The organism is Nocardia sp. NPDC050799 (genome assembly GCF_040654015.1).
Classification (GTDB): Bacteria; Actinomycetota; Actinomycetes; order Mycobacteriales; family Mycobacteriaceae; genus Nocardia.
In genome coordinates, this window is the sequence record NZ_JBFAHF010000014.1 from 22447 (window position 1) to 45284 (window position 22838).

23 protein-coding genes and 1 pseudogene are annotated in these 22838 nt (G+C 68.5%); 10 read left to right on the plus strand and 14 right to left on the minus strand.

All coding sequences use genetic code 11. The features are described 5' to 3' along the window. The first annotated feature begins 45 nt into the window (after positions 1-45). Positions 46-873, plus strand: a complete 828-nt coding sequence (locus tag AB0H42_RS16300; protein ID WP_357056486.1) for an acyl-CoA dehydrogenase family protein — start codon at positions 46-48, stop codon at positions 871-873. 100 nt (positions 874-973) lie between these two features. Here AB0H42_RS16300 and AB0H42_RS16305 read toward each other — a convergent pair whose 3' ends face one another. The 4 genes from AB0H42_RS16305 to AB0H42_RS16320 form a co-directional block, all read right to left on the minus strand. After that, positions 974-1519, minus strand: a complete 546-nt coding sequence (locus AB0H42_RS16305) for a hypothetical protein (protein WP_357056113.1) — start codon at positions 1517-1519, stop codon at positions 974-976. A gap of 405 nt (positions 1520-1924) precedes the next feature. Next, positions 1925-2473: a hypothetical protein gene (locus tag AB0H42_RS16310; RefSeq protein ID WP_357056116.1), complete on the minus strand. Its 549-nt coding sequence runs from the start codon at positions 2471-2473 to the stop codon at positions 1925-1927. Positions 2474-2627: 154 nt separating this feature from the next. Continuing rightward, positions 2628-3416: an enoyl-CoA hydratase gene (locus AB0H42_RS16315; RefSeq protein ID WP_357056118.1), complete on the minus strand. Its 789-nt coding sequence runs from the start codon at positions 3414-3416 to the stop codon at positions 2628-2630. A gap of 124 nt (positions 3417-3540) precedes the next feature. Then, positions 3541-4539, minus strand: a complete 999-nt coding sequence (locus AB0H42_RS16320; RefSeq protein ID WP_357056121.1) for an acyl-CoA dehydrogenase family protein — start codon at positions 4537-4539, stop codon at positions 3541-3543. Between the two features lie 183 nt (positions 4540-4722). Here AB0H42_RS16320 and AB0H42_RS16325 point away from each other — a divergent pair, with 183 nt between their 5' ends. The 4 genes from AB0H42_RS16325 to AB0H42_RS16340 are packed head-to-tail and all read left to right on the plus strand — an operon-like array spanning position 4723 to position 7804. Further along, complete coding sequence (locus AB0H42_RS16325) at positions 4723-5379, plus strand: TetR/AcrR family transcriptional regulator (protein ID WP_030521084.1); 657 nt, start codon at positions 4723-4725, stop codon at positions 5377-5379. A gap of 48 nt (positions 5380-5427) precedes the next feature. Beyond that, positions 5428-6279 carry an acyl-CoA thioesterase domain-containing protein gene (locus tag AB0H42_RS16330; protein WP_357056124.1) on the plus strand — a complete coding sequence of 284 codons (852 nt, stop codon included), beginning with the start codon at positions 5428-5430 and terminating at the stop codon, positions 6277-6279. A gap of 35 nt (positions 6280-6314) precedes the next feature. Beyond that, positions 6315-7397: a dihydrodipicolinate reductase gene (locus tag AB0H42_RS16335; protein ID WP_357056128.1), complete on the plus strand. Its 1083-nt coding sequence runs from the start codon at positions 6315-6317 to the stop codon at positions 7395-7397. After that, positions 7394-7804: a nuclear transport factor 2 family protein gene (locus tag AB0H42_RS16340; protein WP_357056131.1), complete on the plus strand. Its 411-nt coding sequence runs from the start codon at positions 7394-7396 to the stop codon at positions 7802-7804. The genes AB0H42_RS16335 and AB0H42_RS16340 overlap by 4 nt, the downstream gene beginning before the upstream one ends. Positions 7805-7993: 189 nt before the next feature. On the opposite strand, the gene AB0H42_RS16345 is transcribed toward AB0H42_RS16340, so the two are convergent. From AB0H42_RS16345 to AB0H42_RS16355, 3 genes are read right to left on the minus strand one after another with little or no spacing between them, the layout of a single operon-like run. Continuing rightward, positions 7994-8434 carry a hypothetical protein gene (locus AB0H42_RS16345; RefSeq protein ID WP_357056134.1) on the minus strand — a complete coding sequence of 147 codons (441 nt, stop codon included), beginning with the start codon at positions 8432-8434 and terminating at the stop codon, positions 7994-7996. After that, a complete protein-coding gene (gene meaB, locus AB0H42_RS16350) occupies positions 8431-9354 on the minus strand; it encodes a methylmalonyl Co-A mutase-associated GTPase MeaB (protein ID WP_357056137.1) in 924 nt (307 codons plus the stop codon). Before meaB ends, AB0H42_RS16345 begins: the two co-directional genes overlap by 4 nt. Continuing rightward, positions 9351-10499 (minus strand): thiolase family protein, encoded by a 1149-nt coding sequence (locus AB0H42_RS16355; protein ID WP_357056140.1) that lies wholly within the window; start codon positions 10497-10499, stop codon positions 9351-9353. Before AB0H42_RS16355 ends, meaB begins: the two co-directional genes overlap by 4 nt. 100 nt (positions 10500-10599) lie before the next feature. Between AB0H42_RS16355 and AB0H42_RS16360 the strand changes: the two genes are divergently transcribed. Beyond that, positions 10600-11364 carry an SDR family NAD(P)-dependent oxidoreductase gene (locus AB0H42_RS16360; RefSeq protein WP_357056143.1) on the plus strand — a complete coding sequence of 255 codons (765 nt, stop codon included), beginning with the start codon at positions 10600-10602 and terminating at the stop codon, positions 11362-11364. A gap of 158 nt (positions 11365-11522) precedes the next feature. Next, complete coding sequence (locus AB0H42_RS16365; RefSeq protein WP_357056489.1) at positions 11523-12260, plus strand: SDR family NAD(P)-dependent oxidoreductase; 738 nt, start codon at positions 11523-11525, stop codon at positions 12258-12260. A 79-nt stretch (positions 12261-12339) separates the two neighbouring features. Here the strand turns inward: AB0H42_RS16365 and AB0H42_RS16370 are convergent, their stop codons facing one another. Continuing rightward, positions 12340-13059, minus strand: a complete 720-nt coding sequence (locus AB0H42_RS16370; protein WP_357056146.1) for a GNAT family N-acetyltransferase — start codon at positions 13057-13059, stop codon at positions 12340-12342. A gap of 390 nt (positions 13060-13449) precedes the next feature. Here AB0H42_RS16370 and AB0H42_RS16375 point away from each other — a divergent pair, with 390 nt between their 5' ends. Both AB0H42_RS16375 and AB0H42_RS16380 read left to right on the plus strand, forming a co-directional pair. Further along, positions 13450-14883: a histidine kinase gene (locus tag AB0H42_RS16375; protein WP_357056149.1), complete on the plus strand. Its 1434-nt coding sequence runs from the start codon at positions 13450-13452 to the stop codon at positions 14881-14883. Further along, the gene (locus AB0H42_RS16380; protein ID WP_357056152.1) at positions 14880-15572 is read left to right on the plus strand and encodes a response regulator transcription factor; all 693 of its coding nucleotides are present in this window, start codon (positions 14880-14882) and stop codon (positions 15570-15572) included. Before AB0H42_RS16375 ends, AB0H42_RS16380 begins: the two co-directional genes overlap by 4 nt. Positions 15573-15587: 15 nt before the next feature. On the opposite strand, the pseudogene AB0H42_RS16385 reads toward AB0H42_RS16380, so the two are convergent. The 5 genes and pseudogenes from AB0H42_RS16385 to AB0H42_RS16405 all read right to left on the minus strand — a co-directional run. Next, positions 15588-16220: pseudogene (locus AB0H42_RS16385) on the minus strand (phosphatase PAP2 family protein); the annotation flags it as partial. An 83-nt stretch (positions 16221-16303) separates the two neighbouring features. Beyond that, the gene (locus AB0H42_RS16390) at positions 16304-17068 is read right to left on the minus strand and encodes an enoyl-CoA hydratase/isomerase family protein (RefSeq protein WP_357056155.1); all 765 of its coding nucleotides are present in this window, start codon (positions 17066-17068) and stop codon (positions 16304-16306) included. A 1-nt stretch (position 17069) separates the two neighbouring features. Beyond that, positions 17070-18158: an acyl-CoA dehydrogenase family protein gene (locus tag AB0H42_RS16395; protein ID WP_357056158.1), complete on the minus strand. Its 1089-nt coding sequence runs from the start codon at positions 18156-18158 to the stop codon at positions 17070-17072. Then, entirely contained in the window at positions 18145-19050 is a 906-nt protein-coding gene (locus AB0H42_RS16400) for an acyl-CoA dehydrogenase family protein (protein WP_357056161.1), read from the minus strand. The genes AB0H42_RS16395 and AB0H42_RS16400 overlap by 14 nt, the downstream gene beginning before the upstream one ends. After that, entirely contained in the window at positions 19028-20431 is a 1404-nt protein-coding gene (locus tag AB0H42_RS16405) for an AMP-binding protein (RefSeq protein WP_357056164.1), read from the minus strand. Before AB0H42_RS16405 ends, AB0H42_RS16400 begins: the two co-directional genes overlap by 23 nt. A gap of 100 nt (positions 20432-20531) precedes the next feature. Between AB0H42_RS16405 and AB0H42_RS16410 the strand changes: the two genes are divergently transcribed. After that, the gene (locus tag AB0H42_RS16410; protein WP_357056167.1) at positions 20532-21737 is read left to right on the plus strand and encodes a ferredoxin--NADP reductase; all 1206 of its coding nucleotides are present in this window, start codon (positions 20532-20534) and stop codon (positions 21735-21737) included. A 171-nt stretch (positions 21738-21908) separates the two neighbouring features. Here AB0H42_RS16410 and AB0H42_RS16415 read toward each other — a convergent pair whose 3' ends face one another. After that, on the minus strand, positions 21909-22778 hold the full coding sequence (locus tag AB0H42_RS16415) for an alpha/beta hydrolase (RefSeq protein ID WP_357056170.1): 870 nt from the start codon (positions 22776-22778) through the stop codon (positions 21909-21911). Between the last annotated feature and the right edge of the window lie 60 nt (positions 22779-22838).

A 22838-nucleotide genomic window follows, 5' to 3' on the forward strand; every position in this document is an offset into this window, starting at 1 on the left:
GACGCCGACGAACAGATTCTGCTCACCGATACGCTCCGCAAGACGATGAGCGCGACCCCCGGCGCCGGCCTGTATCCGGCGCTGTGCGAACTGGGCTGGCACGACCTGCTCACCGGTCCCGCCGATATCACCGAGAGCGCCGTCCCCCTGGTCTTCCGGCTGCTCGGTGAAACCGGCGCCCACGCCCCGCTGCTCGATGATGTGATCGCGCACGCGGCGGGTCGGCCGTTCGGCGAGCGGATACCGCTACCGTTCACCGGCGGCGCCTGGGTGCGCTGGGTCGACGAACGACCCGCGGGCACGGCGGAACTCGTCGATCCCGAACTGCCGTTGGCGCGTACGAACGACACCAATGGGACCGCCGGGGCACTGCCGGACGCCGCGACGAACGCGGCACGCCGGGCACTGGGCTGGTGGCTGGTGGGGTCGGCGCGGGTCATGCTCGAACTGGCCCGGCGGCACGCGCTCGAGCGGCATCAGTTCGGCAGGCCGGTGGCGGGATTCCAGGCCGTCCGGCATCGCCTGGCCGAATCCCTGGTGGCCGTCGAGGGCGCGGAGGCCGCGCTCGCGGTATCGCCCGGCGATGCCCACCACCCGGCGCATCCGGACCTGCACCGTCCCCGCCCCGAAGATTCCGAGGCGCTCGCCGCCCTGCTGGCGAAAGCTGCCGCGGGCCGGGCGGCGTTGCTGACGGCCCGGCATTGCCAGCAGGTGCTGGGCGGTATCGGCTTCACCGCGGAACACGAGTTCCACCGTCACTACAAGCGAGCTCTGGTCCTCGACGGACTGTTCGGCAGTGCCCGGGACCTCACCCGGGAGGCCGGCGCGATTCTCCGCGATCTGGGGTACGCGCCGCGGCTCGCGCATCTGTGAATCGCCGTCTCGCCCTGGTCGGCGCACCAGGGCGGTGGCTCGGTGGCCCGGTTCATCGACCCCCGTACGAGGCGCTCCGGCTACCGGGTCGCGGGTGGGTTCAGGCGCAGGCCTGCGATACTCCCCCGGAGATCGCGACCAGGCCGCACATGGTGGAGGCCGCTATCTTCCAGCCGTCCGCCTCGCGGGCCGCGTGGCCGACCTGTCCGTCCACCACCGGACTGCCGGAAATGCTCAGGGTGAACCGTAATTCGGCTTTCCCGGGCTGAACCAATACCACATTGGTGACCTCGACGGTGGTGAGTGCCGTGCGGATATGGTTCGCCATTCCCGAGATCTCGGTTTCGAAATCCGGACCGCGCTCCACCAGAGCGATACGGTCCGCGGTCGAGGTGGCCGGGGCGAAGAATGTCGTGTAGGCGCCCACAATGGCGGCACTCGCGACGGCCGGCGACTCCGCTGCCGCGACACCGGCCTCGGCTCCGGCTGCCGTCGCCGACTTCTCGGCCGCTCCGGGAGTATCCGCCGCGGGTAGCACATAACAGTTGTCCGGGCCGAGGAAATTACCGCAGCCGGTGGCCGCGGTCAGGGCAAGCGCGATCCCGGCCGCGGCAGCAATACGCGCTACCCGGTGTCTTCGTGACATCGATTCGTCTTTCTGCAGAGTGATGAAGCGCAGCTCCGGAAAACATGGTTTGCCGCAGATGCCGCGGCGAGCTTAGCCCGGGACACTCTGGGGTAAGGGTGAATTCGCAGCATTTGAACGGATAGAAATCCGGTAAACAGCCCGCGCCTGGCTACCTACCGGGGTATCCAGGATCCGGGTCGGCCTCGGCACCCGAGGTGGCTTCCCCTCAGCCCCACGCTCCGCGGCCACCACCCCTTCACCACTCGGGCACTGTCACGACATCGATGTGACCGCCGCGGGCCCGGGCGGCGTATCGATTCTGCGCAATGGATACGCGGCACCCGAGCCCGGTCGGATCCATCGCGCGGTATCACCGCGCGGGACGGATGTTCCGATGAAGGGAACAGTGCGGGCGAGCGACGATCAGCTACACGCCGGACTCGGCGCACCGCTGCCCTGGACGGCCAGCAGCGAACAGAACGTCATCGCCGCGACCTTCCAGGTGCCGCCCTCCTCGATCGCCTGCCCCAGCTGGTCCGGCAGCACCGGATTCCCGCCCAGCAGGAGGGTATAGGTGACCTCCGCGGTCTTGTCGTCGACGAGTCGGACCGCGGAGACGGTCACACTCGTTCCGGAGGCCCGGGGGTCGGCGGCCATACCCTCGAGCATCGGCGCGAACGCGTCCCCCTTCTCGACGAGCCCCGCCCGGGTGGCGGCCGGCGCCTTCCCGTCGAAGAAGGTGATGAACGCGTCGGTGATCTCCTTCTGGACCTCCGGGGAGGCCGAGGCCGGCGCGGCCGAACTGGTGGCCGCCGGAGCCGAGGTGGCGGCGGCGGCATCGTCGGTGGAATCGCCGCAGCCGAGGACGGCCGTGGCCGTCAGCGCCATCAGGCCGATGAGTGCGGCACTACGCCGGATTCTACTGGAACGCATGGCGGAAACCTTTCCGATGAACACGGATTCGTTGTCCATCAGGGAAATTTGGAAACAGGGTTCCGGGCTGTCGTAATCGGTTACGCTACCCGTGTCGAAGAATCCCTGACCGCCGGTTTACTTTTCGGTGATCACTTTCCGATATCGGGGGATCGATACCGCGGCGAACGGATCGATCCCCCGAGCGGCAGATCTACTTGATATTCGATTTCATCTGTTCGAGGTCGACCAGAATCGGATAGCCGCTCACACTCAACGCGTTTCCGTGTCCGGTGGAATGGATATCGAAGACCGATTGCACCGCCGCGTAGAAACCCTGGACGTCCAGCGTCTGGTTCACCGCCCGTTTCGCCTGGCGTAATCCGAACGGCGGCATCTTCGCGATCTGGGCCGCCAGCTCCGCGGTCTTGGCCGGTAGCTCCGCCAACGGGACCACCGTGTTCACCATGCCGGTCTGCGCGGCCTCCTGGGCGGTCACCGCGCGGCCGGTGAACAGGATCTCCTTGGCCTTGCGCGGCCCGAGTTCCCAGGTGTGCCCGTGGTACTCGACACCGCCGATCCCCATCATCGCCACCGGATCGGAGAACAGCGCGTTGTCCGCGGCGATGATGAGATCACACGGCCAGCACAGCATCAGCCCGCCCGCGATACACCGGCCCTGGACCGCCGCGATCGACGGTTTGGGCACATTGCGCCACCGCAGCGTGTACTCCAGGTACCGCCGGCTCTCGGTCTGATAGATCCAGTCGAGGGTGATCTTCTTCGGTTTCGGCCAGCTGTCGTCCTTGAGATCGTGACCGGCCGAGAAATGCTTGCCCGCGGCGTTCAGGACGATGACCACCACGTCCTCGTCGGTGGCCGCCCGCGTCCAGGCGGCATCGAGTTCGTCCAGCAGCGCCGAGTTCTGGGCATTGGCGGCCTCGGGCCGGTTCAGCGTGATCGTCGCGATCTTGTCGGCGACCTCGTAGTCGATATACGACAAAGCAGTACTCCTCGGTTCCGGGTGCGCCGGGCACGGGCCCGGCGCGAGTCTTCCGCTTACTGCGCCGCCCGCGGCCGTCGGATCGCCCGGCCGCCGCGGAGACGCGATCCCATGGTGGCGCCGTTCATCGTGCGGCGGCGAGGTATTCCGCGGCGACCACCGCGCGATGCCGCGCCGCCCCGCCGAACAGCAGCTCACCGGCCTTGGCCCGCTTGATCGCGAACTGCAGATCGTTTTCCCAGGTGAAGCCCATGGCCCCGAACAACTGCACCCCGTGGCGGAACACCGTCGACTGGCATTCACCCGCTGCCGCTTTGGCCATCGCGGCCGCCAGCTTGCGCCGCGGATCGTCCTCGGCCAGGCACAGCGCCGCGAAGTACGCGAGTGCCCTGGCTCGTTCGATGGCCAGATGCATATCGGCCGCCTTGTGCTGGACCGCCTGGAACGCGCCGATGGCGGTATCGAACTGATGCCGGGTGCGAACGTGCTCGAGCACCATGTCGAGGACCCGCTGACAGGCGCCCACCGTCGTCAGCGCCAGACCCGTCAGTGCCAGCTGGCGGGCCCGTTCGGGATCGGCGGCGGTACGGTCGCCGTCGGTGACCCGTACCGCGTCGAAGGTGACCTCGGCCAGGTGCAGCACCGGATCGAAGGCGGCGGTCCGCCGGGCGGTGACGACATGGGCGGGGACCACGAACACACCGGCTTCGGTGACCACCGCGAGACGATCGCAGCGGTCGCCGTCCAGGACCGGAGCGGCGCTGCCGTGCAGCAACCAGCCGTCGCCGTCGCGGGTCGCGGTGATCCCCTCGAACACCGCGGCACCGGTGCCGTCGGCGGTGGCCGAATCCCCGGCCAGCGGCGCGAACTGGGTCATGGTGGCGAGATAGGGTGTGGGATCGGTCGCCCGGCCCAGTCCTTCGATCACGATACCGAGTTCCACGGTCGCTTCCGGTTCCACGAGTTCGGTCCAGCCGAGCTCGACGTAGGTCTTCCACAGCCGCCCCGGATCCGCACCGGCGTCCACGATCTCCCGGATCACCGCGGGCGGGCACTCCTTGGCGGTGACTTCCCGGACCGTATCGCGCAGCAGCCGCTGATCGGCATCGAACTCGAAGAGCATCCGGGCTGCCTCCTGTGGCGGGGTTGCGTTACGTTGAGGAGAATAGCATTCTCTTGAGATGAAATTAATAGTCTCCTCAGTGGTGCGAACACGGGACGTGCCTGCCCAGACATGGGACGTTCTCCGGTACAGTGCACTCATGTTCTCCACAGATGGGATCGATGGGATCGGACGGGTCATCCGGTGACCAGCCCGAGCGAAGAACCGGCCTGGAAGCAGCGCGCCGTCGAGCGCTCGATCCGCACCGCGAAACTCCGCGCGGAACAGCGGGTCCAGCGCTTCCTCGATGCCGCCCAGGCGATCATCACCGAGAAGGGCACCACCGATTTCACGGTCCAGGAGGTCGTGGATCGGTCGAAACAGTCCCTGCGCAGCTTCTACCTGCAGTTCGACGGTAAGCATGAACTGCTGCTGGCCCTGTTCGAGGACGCCCTGAGCCGGACCGCCGAACAGATCCGCGCGGCCGCGGCGGGTAAGGACAACGCCCTGGAACGACTGCAACTGGCCGTGGAACTCCTCTACGAACTGTGCCGCCCGGATCCGACCGCGCAGCGCCCGCTGTTCACCGATTTCGCGCCGCAGCTGCTGGTCAGCCATCCGGCCCAGGTGAAGGTCGCGCACACCCCACTGCTGGCGCTGTTCACCGAGCTCATGATCGACGCCGACAAGGCCGGACTGCTGCGCAGCGAGGTCAACCCACGCCGGATGGCGGCCATGGTGATGCAGACGGTCATGTTCACCGCGCAGTCCAACGGCGGTATCGACGACGAGACCGCGTACCCTATCTCCGCCGAGGAGATCTGGGAATTCTGCGCCCGGGGTTTCGCGCACGCCGACTGAGCGAGAATAACGTTCTCCAAATCAGAGAAACGGGCTTACACTCGCTGTATGCCCGATCTCTGGACCGACCTTCTCGCCTGCATGGACCTCCGCCTGCGGCCGACCGCGCCGCAGGCCGGCGACGACGACGCGCCGGCGCCCGACCCCCAGGCCACCCTGTCGGTGTTCGAAGGTCCCAATCAGCAACTCGAGTACCACCGTTTGTTCGGCGGCCAGCTGCTGGCGCAGTTCCTGCGCGCGGCGGTTTTCGCCTGCCCCGACAAGACCGTGAAATCCGTGCACGTGATCTTCGCGCGCGAAGGTAAGAGCGATGCCCCGGTGTACTACGTGGTGCACCCGCAACACCGCGGCCGCTCGTTCGCGACCCTCACCATCGTCGCGCGCCAGAAGGGCGATGTGATCGCCACCGCGCTGGTCTCCATGACCGCGATGGAGGACGGCCGGCAGAGCCAGGAGATCGCGGCGCCCTCGCCGCTGCCGGGACCCGAGCATCGGATCGAGATCGGGCTCATCCCGTGGGAGACCCGCTCGCTGACCGATCTGAGCGATAAATCGGTGGGCCCGGCCGAATACGACCTGTGGATGCGCACCCCCGAGGTCGGGCCCGAACTCGCCCCCGGACTGGTGGCCTACGTGACCGATCTGAACGTGATCGGTACGGTGCTGCGCCAGCTCGACGGTTTCGAGCACAGCGGCAACGGTACCGAATTCACCTCGGCCACCACCTCGCACACCCTCTGGTTCCATCGGCCGTTCCGCAGCGACGACTGGCTGCTGTTGCGGCATCACGGCACGGTCCTGGCCCACGGTCGCGCCTACGGGCGCGGTGACGTCCTCACCACCGACGGCACCCTGGTCGCCTCGTTCGCGCAGGAAGCCCTGCTGCGTTTCCGTCCCTGACCGGCAGGTACCGCACTCCACGGACGGAGAATCCGATGCAACCCGACACCCCGGCCGCCTTCGCCGGTCGTGACCTCGGCGGCCCGTACCGGGTCGCCCAATGGGCCACCGGCACCATCGGCCGACGCGCCCTGCGCGCGGTGATCGCCCATCCGGAACTCGAACTGGCTGCTCTCTATTCGCATTCGCCGGACAAGGTCGGGCGCGACGCCGCCGAACTCTGCGGTCTGGACGCACCGACCGGAGTCCGGGCGAGTGCCGATATCGAGCAGATCCTGGCCCGGCGCCCGGACTGTGTGCTCTATATGCCGCAGACCTGCGATATCGACGAGGTGTGCGCGATGCTGGCCGCGGGCACGAATATCGTCACCACCGTCGGCCTCTTCCATCACCCACCCACTATGGATGCCGGGATCCGATCCCGCGTGGAGGCGGCCTGCGCGGCCGGGGCCACCTCGATCCACAGCACCGGCAGCAGCCCGGGGTTCGTCACCGAGGCGGTACCGCTGGTACTCGCCTCGATCCAGCTGCGGCTCGACTCGCTGGCCATCGAGGAATACGCCGACCTCTCCCAGCGGAACTCACCGGGCATCCTGTTCGACGTCATGGGATTCGGCAGTCCCCCGGCCGATTTCGCCGCCGCCCGGCTCGACCATCTACGCGACAGCTTCGGGCCGTCGCTGCGGTTGCTCGCCGACGGGATCGGCCTGCCCCTCGACGAGGTGACCGCGGCGGGCGAGGTCGCGACCGCGGGGCACACGTTCGAGATCGCCGCCGGCACCGTCGAGAAGGGCACGGTGGCGGCGCAGCGCATCACGATCGCCGGCCGCCGCGCCGGGCACACCGTCGTATCCTTCCGGGCCGTCTGGCATTGCGGTGCCGACGCCGAAACCGGCTGGGATATCCGCCCCACCGGCTGGCATCTGTCGGTACGCGGGGACGCTCCGCTCGAGATCGATATGGTGTTCCCTTTCCCGCTCGCGGAGATGGCCGAACACTCCCCCTCCTATACCGCCAACCGCGCGGTCAACGCCGTCGCACCCGTCTGTGCGGCGCCACCGGGCATCCGCACGGTACTCGACCTGCCGACTATCACCGCGAACCTGGAACGGCCATGAACGATTACGAGGCACTGCGCGCGCTGAAAGCCCGCTATTTCCGTCTGATGGACACCAAGGACTGGTCCGGGTTCCGGGCGCTGTTCTGCGACGACGTCGTGATCGACCTGTCCGAGTCGGGTGGGGAGGTGATCACCGGGGCCGACGAATTCCTCACTTTCCTCACCGCCCGGATCGGCGGCGCGCTGACCATCCACCACGGGCACTCGCCCGAGATCGATGTACTGAGCGAGACCACGGCACAGAGTATCTGGGCGATGGAAGACCGGCTGACCTGGCCGGACGGTACCCGCGTGCACGGTTTCGGTCACTACCACGAGACCTACGCCAAGGTCGACGGCGAGTGGCGCATCCGAACCCAGCGATTGACCCGTCTGCACACGGACTACCGGCCCGCGGGCGGCTAGCGGCATCAGGCAACATTTGCCCTGGCGACGCATCGGTTGAGGCCCGTCGCTGGATGATGCGACGCGCCGGGTTGCCGGCGGGCCGGCATGGTCGAGATACAAGAGCTCGACGATGACGAAGGTCGTCGTCTGCTGCGGACGGTGCCGCGGGGGTCGAGGTCGGGGTGACCTGGCGGCGGACGCGGACCTCTAGCGACGGTCGCTTTCACAGGCGTCGAGGCGTACGGCGGACAGGTAGTGCGTGCTCTGCGGGTCGACGTCTGCGGGCAGTAGGAGCTGGCGGTCCGACGGGGCGAGGGCCTCGGTCAGTTCGTGGATCGGGTAGCCGAAGAGGTCGAAGTCGCCGAAGGCGACCGGAACGTCGGCGGCCCGGTCCAGGACGTACTCCCGCTCGACGATCAAGTGGCCCATGGTCTGCTCGGCGCACGCCGTGCAGGAATAGGGCGTGACCAGGATGCCGTGGTGGATGAAGAAGAAGGTCCAGTGTGCTCCGCACTTCCACCCGCCGACGCGGATGTCCGCCAGAGTTGACGCCGTCCACTGCGCCGCGTGCTCGGTCATGCCGAATCGCAGGACGCCTGCGTTCGCCGGGAGGACGAGCCCGGTGCCGGGCATCAATCGGAAGGTCACTCGAATAGTCTGATACACCGGTCTCCGTCACCGACCGGCCGCAGCAGCTGGTCGACGGCGGTATAGGGGTCGCATTCGCCCGTGCCCACCGCGTCGGCCAGGGCGCCGAGTCCGGGATGGACGCGTAATCGACTGTAGGCGAGAGACAGGATCTGAGCCCGGGCCCGGGCGGCACGGCGCTGCATGGTATCGGCGCGATGGTGGGCGTCGACGGCGTCGACCAGTTCGTGGATACCGGTACCGGTCGCCGCGACAGCCGTGAGAATCGGGGCATCCGATTCGGCGCGCAACTCACGTACCGTCTGTTCGGCCCCTTCACGGTCGGCTTTGTTCACCACCAGGATGTCGGCCACTTCGAGCAACCCCGCCTTCGCGGCCTGCACAGCATCACCGGCACCCGGAGTGAGTACCACGACGGTCGGGTCGGCCACAGCGGCGATTTCGATCTCGGACTGACCCACCCCGACCGATTCGATGACGACCAGGTCGTAGGACAGCGCGGCCAGCAGCCGGATCGCCGCGGGCACCGCCGCCGACAGTCCGCCCAGATGCCCGCGGGTCGCCATCGATCGGATCAGTACCTGCGGATCGTCGATATGGGCGGCCATGCGGATCCGGTCACCGAGGAGCGCGCCGCCGCTGTAGGGCGAGGACGGGTCGACGGCCAGCACGGCGACCCGGAGACCCTGTGCGCGATAGGTACTCACGACCGCCGCGATGGTGGTCGACTTCCCGGCGCCCGGCGGGCCGGTGAAACCCACCACCCGGATATCCACCGGTTCCAGCAACCGCAGCACCTCGTCGCGGGCCGGCCCCTCGATCAGGGTGAGCAACCGGCCCGCCGCGCGCACCGATCCGGTGCGCGCGGCGGCGATCAGTTCCGCCGGGGACCTACCCCCGGCGGCACCGTTGCCGGTCACGGCGCGGCGACCTCGAGCACGGTCGCCGAACCCATCCCCCCACCGGCACACATCGCCACGATCGCCAGGCCGCCGCCGCGGCGGCGTAGTTCGTGGACCGTGGTCACGATCATGCGCGCCCCGGTGGCCGCCACCGGATGCCCGAGCGAGCAGCCGCTGCCGTTGACGTTGACCAGGCCCGGGTCCAGGTCCAGGGCGCGCACGGCCGCGATCGGGACGGACGCGAACGCCTCGTTGATCTCGAACAGTCTCACGTCGGCGAGCGAGATACCGGCTCTGCGCGCGGCTTTCGTGATCGCCTCGATCGGCGCCAGGCCGGTGTCGGCCGGGTCCACCCCCACCGACGCCCAGGACCGGATGGTGGCCAGCGCCGGGAGACCCAGTTCGTCACTGGCGACGGTGAGCAGCGCGGCCCCGTCGTTGGCGCCCGCCGCATTGCCCGCGGTGATCGAGAACCCGTCGATCTCGGGGTGCAGCACCTTCAGCGCGGCGAGCTTTTCCAGGGTCGTCGTCCGCCGCGGATGCTCGTCGACCGCGAATTGCCCGAAGGGCGTACCGATCGGGACGACCTCGTCGTCGAAACGTCCCTCGTCGATCGCCGCGATCGCATTGCGATGCGAGCGCAGCGCCCAGGCGTCCAGCTCTTCCCGGGAGATACCGGATTTCACCGCGGCGTTCCAGCCCACGGTGATCGACATGTCCAGGTTCGGCGCGTCCGGCCGATCCGGATGCGACGGCGAGGTCCACGGATCGGCCCATTCGTCGGGTCCCACCCGGAACCGGGCCTTCGGTGCGGTGGAATCGGCGTTGACCCCACCGGCCAGCACCAGCCGGTCCATCCCGGCCCGGATACCGGCCGCCGCCGTCTGCACCGCCGCCATACCCGCCGCGCAGTGGCGGTTGTGCGCCAGCCCGGGCACCCCGGTCAGCCCGGCGGTGATCGCGGCGTGCCGGGCGATCACCCCGCCGCCGTAGCGGCCCTCGCCGAGGATCAGATCGTCGATGGGCGCGTCGGTCTCGAGCTGTTTGGTCGTCGCCTCGACCACGTGGTGGGCCAGGTCGAAGGCGGTGGTTTCGCGCAGCGTGCCCTTGACGGCGGTCCCGATCGGGGTGCGCAGCGCGGATACGATCACGGCTTCAGGCATCAGTTCTCTCCAGTTTCCCCCACGTCGACGATCTTGCCGATATACATGAGAATAGTATTCTCTCAATCTGAGAGCGATAATCGCAAGAGAGGGTAGCGTCATGCAGATCGAGGGAAGTTCGGCGATCGTCGTCGGTGGCACGGGTGGACTGGGCGAGGCCACGGTCCGGCGGCTGCACGCGGCCGGCGCCAAGGTCGTGGTGGCCGATGTCGCCGACGACAAAGGCAAGGAATTGTCCGACGAGCTCGGGATCCGCTATGTGCACACCGACGCCACCAGCGAGGATTCGGTGCGGGCCGCCGTCGAGGAGGCGAAATCCCTCGGACCGTTGCGGATCTCGGTCGACACCCACGGCGGGCCCGCCGCCGGCGGGCGGCTGGTGGGCAAGGACGGCACCCCGCTGGCCCTCGACGGGTTCCGTACCACCATCGAGTTCTATCTGATCGCGGTCTTCAACGTAATGCGACTGTCCGCCGCCGCGATCGCCGAATCCGAACCCACCGCGGAAGGTGCGCGCGGCGTGATCGTCAACACCGCGTCGGTCGCCGGCTACGAGGGACAGATCGGTCAGCTCCCCTACTCCGCGGCGAAAGGTGGCGTGATCGGGATGACCCTGGTCGCGGCCCGCGATCTGTCCCCGCTCGGTATCCGGGTGGTGACCATCGCCCCGGGCACGTTCAACACCCCCGCCTACGGCAAAGCCGCGGACCAGCTCGAACAGTACTGGTCGCCGCAGATCCCGTTCCCGAAACGGATGGGGCGCTCGCCGGAATACGGGCAGCTGGTGCAGTCGATCGTGGAGAACGACTATCTCAACGGCGAGGTCATCCGCCTCGACGGCGCCCTGCGGTTCCCACCGAAGTGAGCGAACCGACCGAACCGGGCCGTGCGGCGTCCGGGTCGAACAGCACGGGACTGTCCGCGCCGCCCGTGCGATCCCCGGCAGCGGACGGCCGCGGCCCGGACTCCGGGCCGGCGGCGCGGGCCGGTGGCGATACCCGCAGCCCGCACGCCGGGAGACCGCTGACGGGGAAGGTCGCCTTCGTGGCCGGGGCCAGTCGCGGCATCGGCGCCGCGATAGCAGCGACTCTGGCCGCGCAGGGCGCGTCGGTCGCGGTGGCGGCCCGCTCCGAGCAGCCGGGCCGGGTTCCCGGAACCATTCACGAAGTGGCCGGGCGAATAGCCGCCGCGGGCGGACGGGCGCTGCCGGTGCCCTGCGATGTCACCGACGAGGAATCGGTGCGCACGGCACTGGCGACCACCGTCACCGAATTCGGCGGCATCGACATCCTGGTCGCGAATGCCGGCGTGCTGTGGCTGGGGCCCGTCGAGAGCACCCCGCTGAAGCGCTGGCAGCTGTGCCTGGATGTGAACCTCACCGGCGTATTCCTGGTGACCCGCGCGGCGATCCCATATATCCGGGCCCGCGGCGGAGGTTCACTCATCGCGGTCACCACCACCGGCGTGAACATGACGGACCGCGGGTCCAACGCCTACTGGGTGTCCAAGGCCGCGGTCGAACGCCTCTATCTCGGCCTGGCCGCCGACCTGTGGCCGGACAATATCGCGGTGAACTGCCTGAGCCCGTCCCGGGTGGTCCTGACGGAGGGCTGGCAGGCCGCGGGTGGCGGCGAGATCCCGGCCGAGATGGTGGAACCGCCGGAGACGATGGGGCGGGCCGCGGCACTGCTCGCGGCGCAGGACGGTACCGGCCTCACCGGGACAGTCCAACGCTCGGAAACCCTGGTCACCACAGTGTGATTCCGGTTCCGGCTACCGGAGCCGTCGATTCGACTGCGCGGCTCCCACAGCGGTGCGTCCCCGTCGCATCGGGTAGTCGTCAGAAGAGGTCGTGGCGCATCTCGACCGTTCGCAACGAGGGGTCGGCGAAGTGCGGCTTGGACTCGCCGGTGAATTGGAACGCGTGCCGCAGATACAGGTTCGTGGCGTGCTCGTTGTTCTCCCGCACCCACAGTCTGATCTCCCGGAAGCCGTGCTCTCGTGCCCAGCCCAACGCGTTGGTCATCAGTTGGTCTCCGATACCGGCCCCGCGGGCGGCGGGCGAGACCCACACCGCGGCCATCGTCAGTATCTCAGGGTCATCGCCACGCACGAGCCGGGTGCGCCCTATCGGCGATCCGTCCCGGAATGCGACAAAGGATTCCAGCCGGTCGAAATCCGCCCGAAACTCCTGTTCGGTTTTTTTCTCCGCGACCGAGGCAGCTGTCCGGAAGTCGAGGGGGTAACCGCCACCCATGGCGAGAGCGATTTCTCTGTTGACCCGCCAGTCATCCGGAAGAAGACGGCGTATCGCAGCTCCGGTGGGACGGTTCTCCGCCGTCGTGGACGCTTTGGGTACGGCATAGTCAGGGGAACTGTCGGTTCGGCGCGCGGCGAGCGTTGTCTTGCCTCGGTCCTCGGCATCGTGGGTCGCTTCGAGTCCGCCGCGCAGTCCATCGGCGGTTCGGGAGGAGGGCTCGGCGCGGAGATGGGCAACACCGTCTACAACGCTCTTCACCCGCTGCAACAACTCGGCTCTTACACGGGACCACCCCGACATCGATTCTTTCCTCCAGGGACCACCGACACACTTCTGCGCTGTCCCCGGCCGGACACGCGACCGTAAATCTTTCCACCGCAATGGCCGCACCGCTCTTTCCGAAGTACAAACCGGCGGTACCACAGACTCTTTCCGGAGCAGGCTGTTGGCACGAGCGTGTCTACGGTCAGCCTCGGGCGCCTCGGAAATACCTCTGCAACCACGGGCCCTCGGAGGCGGACAGTTCCGTCATGGTTCCGGCGGCGAGGATCTGCCCTCCACGGAGAGGCCGCGGAGCGCCCGGTCACCGATCAACAGCCGGCCGCCGGCACCGTACCCGGCCTGGTGTTACTCGACACCGACCTCGATGAAGTCCGGCCGTGAACCAGGCGCGGTCCTTAGAGTCGGTGTGTGGCTCGATCGAGGATGCTTCCGGAAAGCTCGGCGATGGCCGCGCGGTGGATGGAGTGGGTGTCGCTGGGGTCGGTGGTCGCGGGTTCGGTTCTCGCGGTAATCGATGCGCGGTGGGTTCCATTGGTCGTGGTGTGCGGTTTTATCGCGGGCTTCCGCGCGCGTTCGATATCTCCCGCGGCAGTGGTGTCGGTCGCCGTGGCGGCGTCGGTGGTGGTCGTGGTGTCCGTATGGCCGTCATCGACCTCTGCCGCCGCTGTCTTCTCGGTTGTGTTCGTGGCTGCCGGGATGGTGCCGTGGTTTCTCGGCCGGTTCTGGTATTTGTCGCGCGCGCTGACCCGGGCGGGCTGGGACCGTGCCGCGCAGGCGCAGCGAGCGAAAGCCATGGTCGCCGAGCAGGCACGGTTGCGCGAACGCCTCCTGATCGCCCAGGATATGCACGATGGGCTGGGCCACGAACTGAGCTTGATAGCGCTGTCCGCCGGCGCACTGCAGATGGCCGACGACCTTTCCGCCGAGCATCGAGATTCGGCTCGCCGGCTCAGGGAGCGAACCGCGGCGGCGGTCGACCACCTGGGCGAGGTGATCGGGATCTTGCGGGCTTCCACCGGTGAACCGGCCTCGCGGGATATCACCGATCTGGTCGAGCGCGCCCGCGCCGCGGGCCTACGGGTCGAGCTCGATATCGCGGGAGCATCCGCAGGGGTGTCGCCGATGGTCGAGCATGCTGTGTTCCGTGTAGTGCAGGAGGGTTTGACCAACGTGGCCAAGCATGCTCCGGCCTCGTCGGCGCGGGTACGGATCGGTTGCCGCGGTATGGAAACCGAAGTGTCGGTTACCAACGGACCGATCTCGGCTTCCGCGCACACCGCCGGCGGAACCGGCTCCGGTCTCGTGGGCTTGGCGGAGCGGGCCCGGCTGGCCGGCGGGATGCTGTCCCACCGCCGCCACGGCGACGAGTTCGTTGTCCATGCGCGGTTTCCGAACCACCCCGACGGTGACCGCGGCGACGGCGATCCGATCCCGGACTCCGCATTCGACATTCAGATCGTCGACCAGCAACACCGCGACCGTACCCGCCTGCGGCGCGTCGCGGTCGCCGCGGTTGTGGTTCCCTTGGTCACGGGCGCGCTGCTGACCGGTGGCTTGCGGATATGGGAGGCAATGACCTTGCGGACATCGGTACTCGACCGGATGGATTTCGACAGACTCGAAGTCGGACAGCACCGCAGTGAAGTGGCCGAATACCTTCCCCCACGGCAACTGGACGCACCCCCGGACAGTCGACTTCCTCCGGACACGGCGTGCGAGTACTACTCGATCACAGCGAATCCGTTCGACGATCGCTCGGGTGATTCCTACCGCCTGTGCTTCCGGACCGGCGAGGACACCTTGGCCGGCATCGACGTGATCGCCGAGGAGCAGACCCGGTGACGCGAGTTCTGATCGCCGACGACGAACCGCTCGTCCGCGCCGGAGTCCGCACCATCTTGAGTACCGATCCGCAGATCACCGTCGTGGCCGAAGCCGCCGACGGCCGCGAAGCGGTCGACGCGGTGCGGCGGCACCGCCCGGATATCGCGGTGCTCGACATCCGCATGCCCGGACTGGACGGCATCGCCGCCGCGGCCCAGATCCGGCAGATCGCACCGTCCACCGGTCTGATAGTGCTCACCACTTTCGGTGAGGACGAATACATTCTGCGGGCGCTGAGCGGCGGCGTCGCCGGGTTCCTCACCAAATCCGGCGATCCGGAGGAACTCCTCGCCGGTGTGCGCGCGGTGTCCGACGGCGCCGCCTATCTCTCACCGAAGGTCGCCGCGCGAGTCGTTGCCCATCTGGCGAACTCCGGGCTGCGGTCGGCCGCCGACAGCCGGGCCGGCGCCCGCACCCGGGTCGAAGCGCTCACCGTGCGAGAACGACAGGTCCTGGCCCTGCTCGGTACCGGGCTGACCAACGGGCAGATCGCGCGCAGGCTGAACGTGGTGGAGGGGACGATCAAAGCTCATGTGAGTTCTATCCTGGCCACGCTCGACGTCGACAACCGTGCGGCCGCCGCGGTCGTGGCCTACGAGGCCGGTCTCGTCGCGCCGGATACCGCCGGGCAGAACCGACCCCGCTGATCTCACCACCGCCAGCAGCGCACCGACCGTGCAGGCACCGAGCACACAGCCGGCGAGCACATCGTGCGGATAGTGAACCCCCGCCGCCAACCGCGATACCGCCGCCACGACCGTCAACGCCACCACCGGAACTGCCAATCTGCGCCGGGCGGCCATCAGCCCCACCGCCAGCCCCGCCGCGAGGGTCGCGTGATTGCTCGGGAAAGACCAGTCGCCGGTCGGCGGACAGGACAGCGCATCGCCCGTCGATTGTATTGCGCGACAGGGTCGTTCCTCATCCACCACCAACTTCACCGCCTCGCTGACCACGTATGCCCCGATCGTGCCCAGCGCCGTCGCCACGGTCGTCATGACCAGCGGCCACTGCCGTCCTCGGAAACCCGACCACGCCGATCCGGCCCACAGCACGCCCAGAATCAACAGGCACCCCTCCCCGAACACCTCCACCGACCGAACCGACCACGGGGAATCGAATACACCGGCCGACACCCGATACATCGACGCGGAAAGCCCCTCGGTGATCTCGATCGGCCCCGGCTGCCCCAGACCTCCTGGAGACAGCCACACCACGACCACACCACCGGCCACCACGACTGCCACCGCCACAAACAGCCACCGGCCTATCTCGGCCCACTCTCTGGTTCGCATGGCGAACGACACTAGAAGTGGCGATCACCGACCACATCGGCCGAACGACCACCTACCGATATGACCATCGTCGGGATTGACATCTACTTGCCGCCGGTGAGCCTGGCGATCGTCGCGCGGAAATCGTCGGTCTGGAACGACTGGTACTCCGCGGTGGTGGCGTAGTCCAGGGTGGCCGCCACCGATTCCTCGAGCTGGATGTTCAATACGCGCTTGGTCGCTTCCACCGCTTGGCGGGGCATTTCCGCGATCCGCTTCGCACAGGCCAGCGCCTCGGCCAGCGGATCGGCCACCACATGATTGGCCAGCCCCATCTCGCGCGCGCGTTCCGCCGAGATGCGCGCGCCGGTGAGTGCGTACTCCTTGGCCAGCAGCAGACTCGTGTGCAGCGGCCAGGTCAGCGGACCGCCGTCGGCGGCCACCAGACCGACCTGGACGTGCGGGTCGGCGAGATAGGCGGTGTCGGCGATGTAGACGATATCGCTGAGCGAGACCAGGCTGCAGCCGAGACCGACGGCGGGACCGTTGACCGCGGCAACCACCGGAACCCGGCAGCGCGCCATACCGAGCACGATATCGCGACCGTGCGCGATGGTCTTCTCGCGCAGCACCGTATCGCGGCCCAGTTCCTCGAGATAGGCGAAATCACCGCCGGCAGAAAATGCCTTGCCGGCACCGGTGAGCACCGCCGCCCGCGCGTCGTGATCCTCGGCCAGGCGCGGCCACAGCCGGGCCAGCCCGGTGTGCAGCGCGTCGTCCACGGCATTGAGCGCGTCCGGGCGGTTGAGGGTGATGATTCGCAGCGGACCGTCGGCGTGGACGTCGATTTCCGGTGGCATATCGTACATTTCAGGCTCCCAATCCGAGGATGCGCGCGGCGATGATGTTCTTCTGGATCTGCGATGTCCCGCCCATCACGCTCTGCGCGCGGCTGTAGAGATAGGAGCCGAACATCTCCTGGTCGCCGGTGCCCGCCACGGCGAGCGCGGCATGCCCGACCGACTGGTCGACCCAGGTCATGAGCAATTTGTCGAGCGACCCCTGCGGACCGTGGGTCACCCCGTCCAGTTGTTCGGACAGCCGCCGGCGGACGTGCAGTCGCAGCATCTCCGCCTGGACCGCCGCCCACGCGAGTTCGTCGGGGACCGCGCCGTCGGTGCGCGCGGCCAGCTGGCGCACCAGCTTCCCGTAGCGCGCGGCGTAGCCGAGGGTGGACGGTTCGCGTTCGTGCCCGACCACGGTCATGGCGAGTTTCCAGCCCTCGCCGGGCGCGCCCACCAGCTGATCCGCGGGCACCCGGGCGCCGTCGAAGAGGACCTGGCCGAATTCGGTGGTCACTCCGCTCATCATCTCCAGCGGCCGCTGCTCCACCCCGGGCTGCTTCATCGAGAGCACGAACGCCGAGATCCCTTTGTGCCGTGGCGCGGCGGAATCGGTGCGGGCCAGTAGCAGGCACCAATCGGCTACATCGGAGTAGCTGGTCCAGATCTTGTGCCCGTGGATGACGTAGTCGTCGCCGTCGCGGGTGGCCGTGGTGGTGAGGGAGGCCAGATCCGATCCGGCGCCCGGCTCACTGAAACCCTGGCACCACCGCTGGCTTCCGTCGATCATGCCGGGCAGGAAACGCCGGCACAGCTCCGGGCTCGCGTGATGGCCCAGCCCCTGGATCAGATAGCCGAGACTCGGCCGCGGCGGCGCCCCCGCGATCGCCAGTTCCTCGTCCAGGATCACGTCGTAGACCGGCGCCAACTCCTGTCCGCCGTACTCCTTGGGCCAGGACAGCCCGAAGAATCCGGCCCGGTACAGCTCGGCATGCCATTCGCCCTGCCGGGCCCAGTACTCGTCGCCGGAGGTCGGGTAGGTGCCCGCCACCCCGGCGAGCCAGTCACGCAGGCGTTCACGGAACGCCGCCTCCTCCGGGGAATCACGAAAGTCCAAGGCCGGCCTCCTCCAGGCGAACGGGGAACAGTTCGGTGGACACCAGCGCCCGCCGCAGATACACGTGGGCCAGGCATTCCCAGGTGTTGCCGATCCCGCCGTGCACCTGGATCGCGGTTTCGCAGACGGTCCGGGCGGCGCGGGCGGCATAGATCTTGGCGATCCGGGCGGCCCGCAGAGCCTCCCGCGGCTCGAGTTCGTCGACGGCCCAGGCGGCATGCCAGAGCACACTGATCGATCCTTCGATCAGGGCCTCGCTCTCCGCCAGCAGGTGACCTATCGCCTGATAGGAGCCGATCGTGTGCCCGTACTGGCTACGGACTTTCGCGTACTCCACCGCGAGCCGCTGGGCTCCACGCGCGGCACCGACCAGGTCGGCGCAGGTGGCGGTGAGCGCCAACGCCAGCCAGCGATCCCGGTGTCCCGTGGAGATATCGCCCCGCGGCTCCCAGGGTCCCGCGGCCGCACCCGCGGCCCGGGTGAGGTCCGCGCCGGCGACCTCGTCGCCGACCGGCCCGGCGAACACACCGCGGCCCTCCAGCTTCAGCACCCGGTCGCAGCCGGAAGCGTCGATCGCGGCGTCCGTGTGCGCGACCGTCCACCGCGCGGTGTCTCCGTCGAGCCGGCCCTGCAGATCGTCGGCGAGGACCGGACCCAGGAACGGGACATCGACCAGTCCGCGCGCGAACTCCTCGGCCACGATCGCCACCTCCACCCCGGAGGCGCCGTCGGAGCGCAGTTCCCGGAAACCGGTGCCCGCGAGCGCTTCCTCCAACCGGGTGCGGCGGCGGGCATCGGCCAGGTCCAGCACCGACCCCGGGCCGAGTTCGTCGGCCAGTTTCGCGGCCGCGTCGCGTAGTTGCCGCTGTTCACTCGTCAGCCGGACGTCCATACCGCTCCTTCAGTACTCGCCGCAGCACCTTGCCGGAGGGCAGGCGGGGGATCTCGTCCACGAACAGCACCTGCCGCAACCGCTTGTACCCGGCCAGCCGCTCCTGCACGGTCGTCATCAGTTCGTCGGCCGTCACCGGACTCGCGAGCGCCACGGCCGCCACGATGGCTTCGCCGTTCGCACCGTCGGGCACCCCGAACACCGCGCAGTCGGCGACCGCGTCGTGGCCGTGCAGGACGGTTTCGATCTCGGCCGGCGCCACCTGGAATCCGCGGACCTTGATCATTTCCTTGGAGCGGTCGGTGAGCCGCAGCCAGCCGTCCGCGTCCAGATTCCCGACATCGCCGGTGCGGTACCAGCCGTCGTCGAACGCCCCCGCGGTGGCCGAATCGGGCAGATAGCCCGCCATCACCGAGTCGGCGCGCAACTGGATCTCGCCGTCCGCCCCCGGCGCGACGGGTCGTCCGTCCGCCAGCGACACCACCCGCACATCGACGCCGGGCACGGCCTTGCCGACGGAATCGAGTCGTGGCGATTCGATCGGGTTGCAGGCGATCACCGGGAGTTCGCTCGCCCCGTAGGCGGGTAGCCAGGTGACGCCGGTGCGCCGGGTGACGGTTTCGGCGACACTCGCCGTCACCGGGGTCGCGCCCCACATGATGTAGCGCAGCGAGGAGAGGTCATAGGACTCCAGACCAGGGTGCTGCGCCATCGCCAAGGCGATCGGCGCGACCGCCATCTCGATGGTGATCTTGTCCGATTCGATGTGCCGCAGCACCCGTTCCAGTTCGAACCGCCGGTGCAACCGCACCCAGGCGCCGCACTCCAGCGCGGTGACGATATTGAGGATGCCGAGGATATGCGACGGCGGTGTGGCCACCTGGATCCGGTCGCCCGAGCCCAGTCGCAGCGCGTCGCGCCAGTGCCGCACCGCCGCCGCGAACGACGCGTGGGTGTGGCGGACGGCTTTCGGCATACCGGTGGTGCCGGAGCTGAACACGAGCACCGCGTCACTGCCGGGCGCGGGCTCGGCGAACGGGCGGGTGGGCGGGGGCGCGGGTTCGTCCAGGGAGATCATGTCCGCGAGCTCGGCCAGCACCGGATGATCGCCGAGCGCGTGCTGCGCGCCGGTGATCTCGAGCGCGTGCGCGACCTCGGCACGTTTCCACGCCGGACTGAGCAGCACGACCGCGGACCCCCGCCGCCAGACGGCCAGCACCGCGGTCACGAATTCGGGGCGGTTCGAGGACATCAACGCCACTCGCTGCCCGGATCCGACCCCGCGCTGTGCGAGCAACTCGGCCAGACCGTCGGCCGCCGCATCCAGTTCGGCGCGGGTGTACTCGCGGTCCTCGAAGGCGAGCACTGTGGGGCCCGTCATCTGCGTCCCCCGATCCGGTAGCGCTTCATGGCAGTTCCTATCCGAATTTGAGAATACTATTCTCGCTTGGATAGAATCTTAATACCAGAAGGAGGCGACCATGGCGAGACCACCGTTGTTCCGGCGCGCGAAGGTGACGCGCATCGTGAAGGAGACACCGGACACCCGCACCTTCGTGCTGGAACCGCACGACGGCCCCTTCCCTTACCAGGCCGGCCAGTTCTGCACGTTCAAGTTCGTGGTCGACGGCAAGCCGTACTTCCGCTCGTACTCGATGTCGAGTTGCCCGGTGACCGATACCGAGTTCATGACCACGGTCAAACGCGTACCCGGCGGCACGGTGTCGAACTGGATGCACGACAACCTCAGCGAGGGCGACGAGGTCGAACTGACGGTGCCGACCGGCCGATTCTGCCTGCGCGAAGGCGATGTCCCGGTACTCGGTTTCTCCGGCGGCAGCGGAATCACGCCGATCATCTCCCTGGCCAAGAGCACGCTGGCGACCACCGATCGCGACGTCCGCCTGCTGTGCGCCGACCGCGACCGCACCTCCGCCATCTTCGAAGCCGCCCTGGACGAACTGGCCGCCCGCCACCCCGGCCGGCTGACCGTCGTGCGGCACCGCGACGACGAACACGGGTACGTGGACGCCGCGAAGGTCCTCGAATTCGTCGGCCCCCACACCTCCGGTGACGCGTACATCTGCGGCCCGGAACCCTTCATGGAACTCATCGAGACCGCGCTACCGGGCCCGGGCCGGATCTTCTCCGAGCGGTTCGGCGGCGCCCCCGCCAAGACCGCCCCACCCACGGCGGGCGCCTCGAATCTGCTTGCGGCACAGGTTGTCTCCAACACGAAACCGACTGCGGCTGCCACCCCGAGCCCTGCGGCACCGGCGGGCTCCACCGCGGCCGTGACCGCCGCCGCAACCGTGTCAGGCGGTCTCGCCGCCCCGGCATCCAGCGCCGGTCCCGTGGCACAGACCGAGAGCACCGGCGCTCCGGCGACCACCCCCGAGGGATCCGCCACCGAGGAAGGCACGGTGACGATCTTCCTCAACCGCAAGAAGAAATCCGTCCCGCGTCGCGACGGCGAAACCCTGCTGGAAAGCGCCCGCCGAGCCGGGCTGACGCCCCCGTTCTCCTGCGAATCCGGCAACTGCGCCACCTGCATGGCCAAACTCACCGAGGGCAAGGCGACCATGCGGGTCAACGACGCCCTCACCGACGACGACCTCGAGGAGGGCTACATCCTCACCTGCCAGGCCGTCCCCGATACCCCATCGGTGACCGTCCGCTACGAATAGCTCCCGCTGACAGCGGCGTTGCGCGCGCGGGTCGCGGTGACGTCGTCGGTCATCTCGCGCGGCGGGGTACACGGGCGTGCCTCTGGGGACGGAGTGCTGCGGCGCTGAACGAGATCGACCTCGACAACGTCTCCGGCCGATTCATCCAGCTCACGGACAGCAGGTACAGGCTCACCCGCGATCGTTCAAAACCTCCCGCAGCCTGTCCGCGAATTCCTCGGGCCGCCCCGCGTACCCGAACTCTTCATCGAGGAAGCCACCATGATGGCTCGGGAACACGGTCACACGCTGACCGAGTAGTTCGGCGGTGGCCACCGCGGTGCGGCCGGTGAACGCATCCCAGGTCTCGACTCCCACCGCGATGACGACGCGGGTCGGCGCGGCGGCCACTACGCCGGGGTCGGGCCGATAGCCGGTGACCGCCCGTGAGCGATCCGACAGCAGCGGGTTGTCCCGAGAGCCGTCGTCCTCGGTCGGCATCCCGAACACGGCCGGGTCTGCCGCCGGTTGCGCGAAGTACTCGTCGGTGAACTCGCCCTGCCAGGAAGTCATCGCGAGGAAGGCCGCCATCCCGGCACCGAAGCCCTTTGCCTCGTATGCGTCACGCACAGCCGCACGGGCACGTTCGGCGGCCGCGGCATCGGGCAGCACCGGGATCAGCGGCGGTTCGTGCGCCACCAGGGTGATCACGTCGCCGGGGTGGGCCGCCACGAGCGCGAGCGCGGTCACCGCACCGCCGCTGCTGGCGAACATCTCGACCGGACCGGCACCGAGCGCCTCGACGACGGCATGAACGTCCTCCGCTTGTACCTCCGGCACGTGGTCGACGCGACCGTCCTTGCGGACACTGCGGCCGAGGCCCCGCGGATCGTAGGTGACGACGGTGCGGTCGGGGAACTGCGCGGCGAGCGCCCGGAAGCCGGCCGCCTCCATGGGCTGGCCGATCATGAACAGCGGCGGCCGTCCCTCAGCGGTGGGCAGCGGGCCGTGCACGTCGTAGACGATATCGGCACCGGCGGTTTCGAGAGTATGCGTCGACATACCGGTGACGACGCCCTCCGGACCGATAAATCATCGCCCCCGGACCGGTTCGGCCGAGCT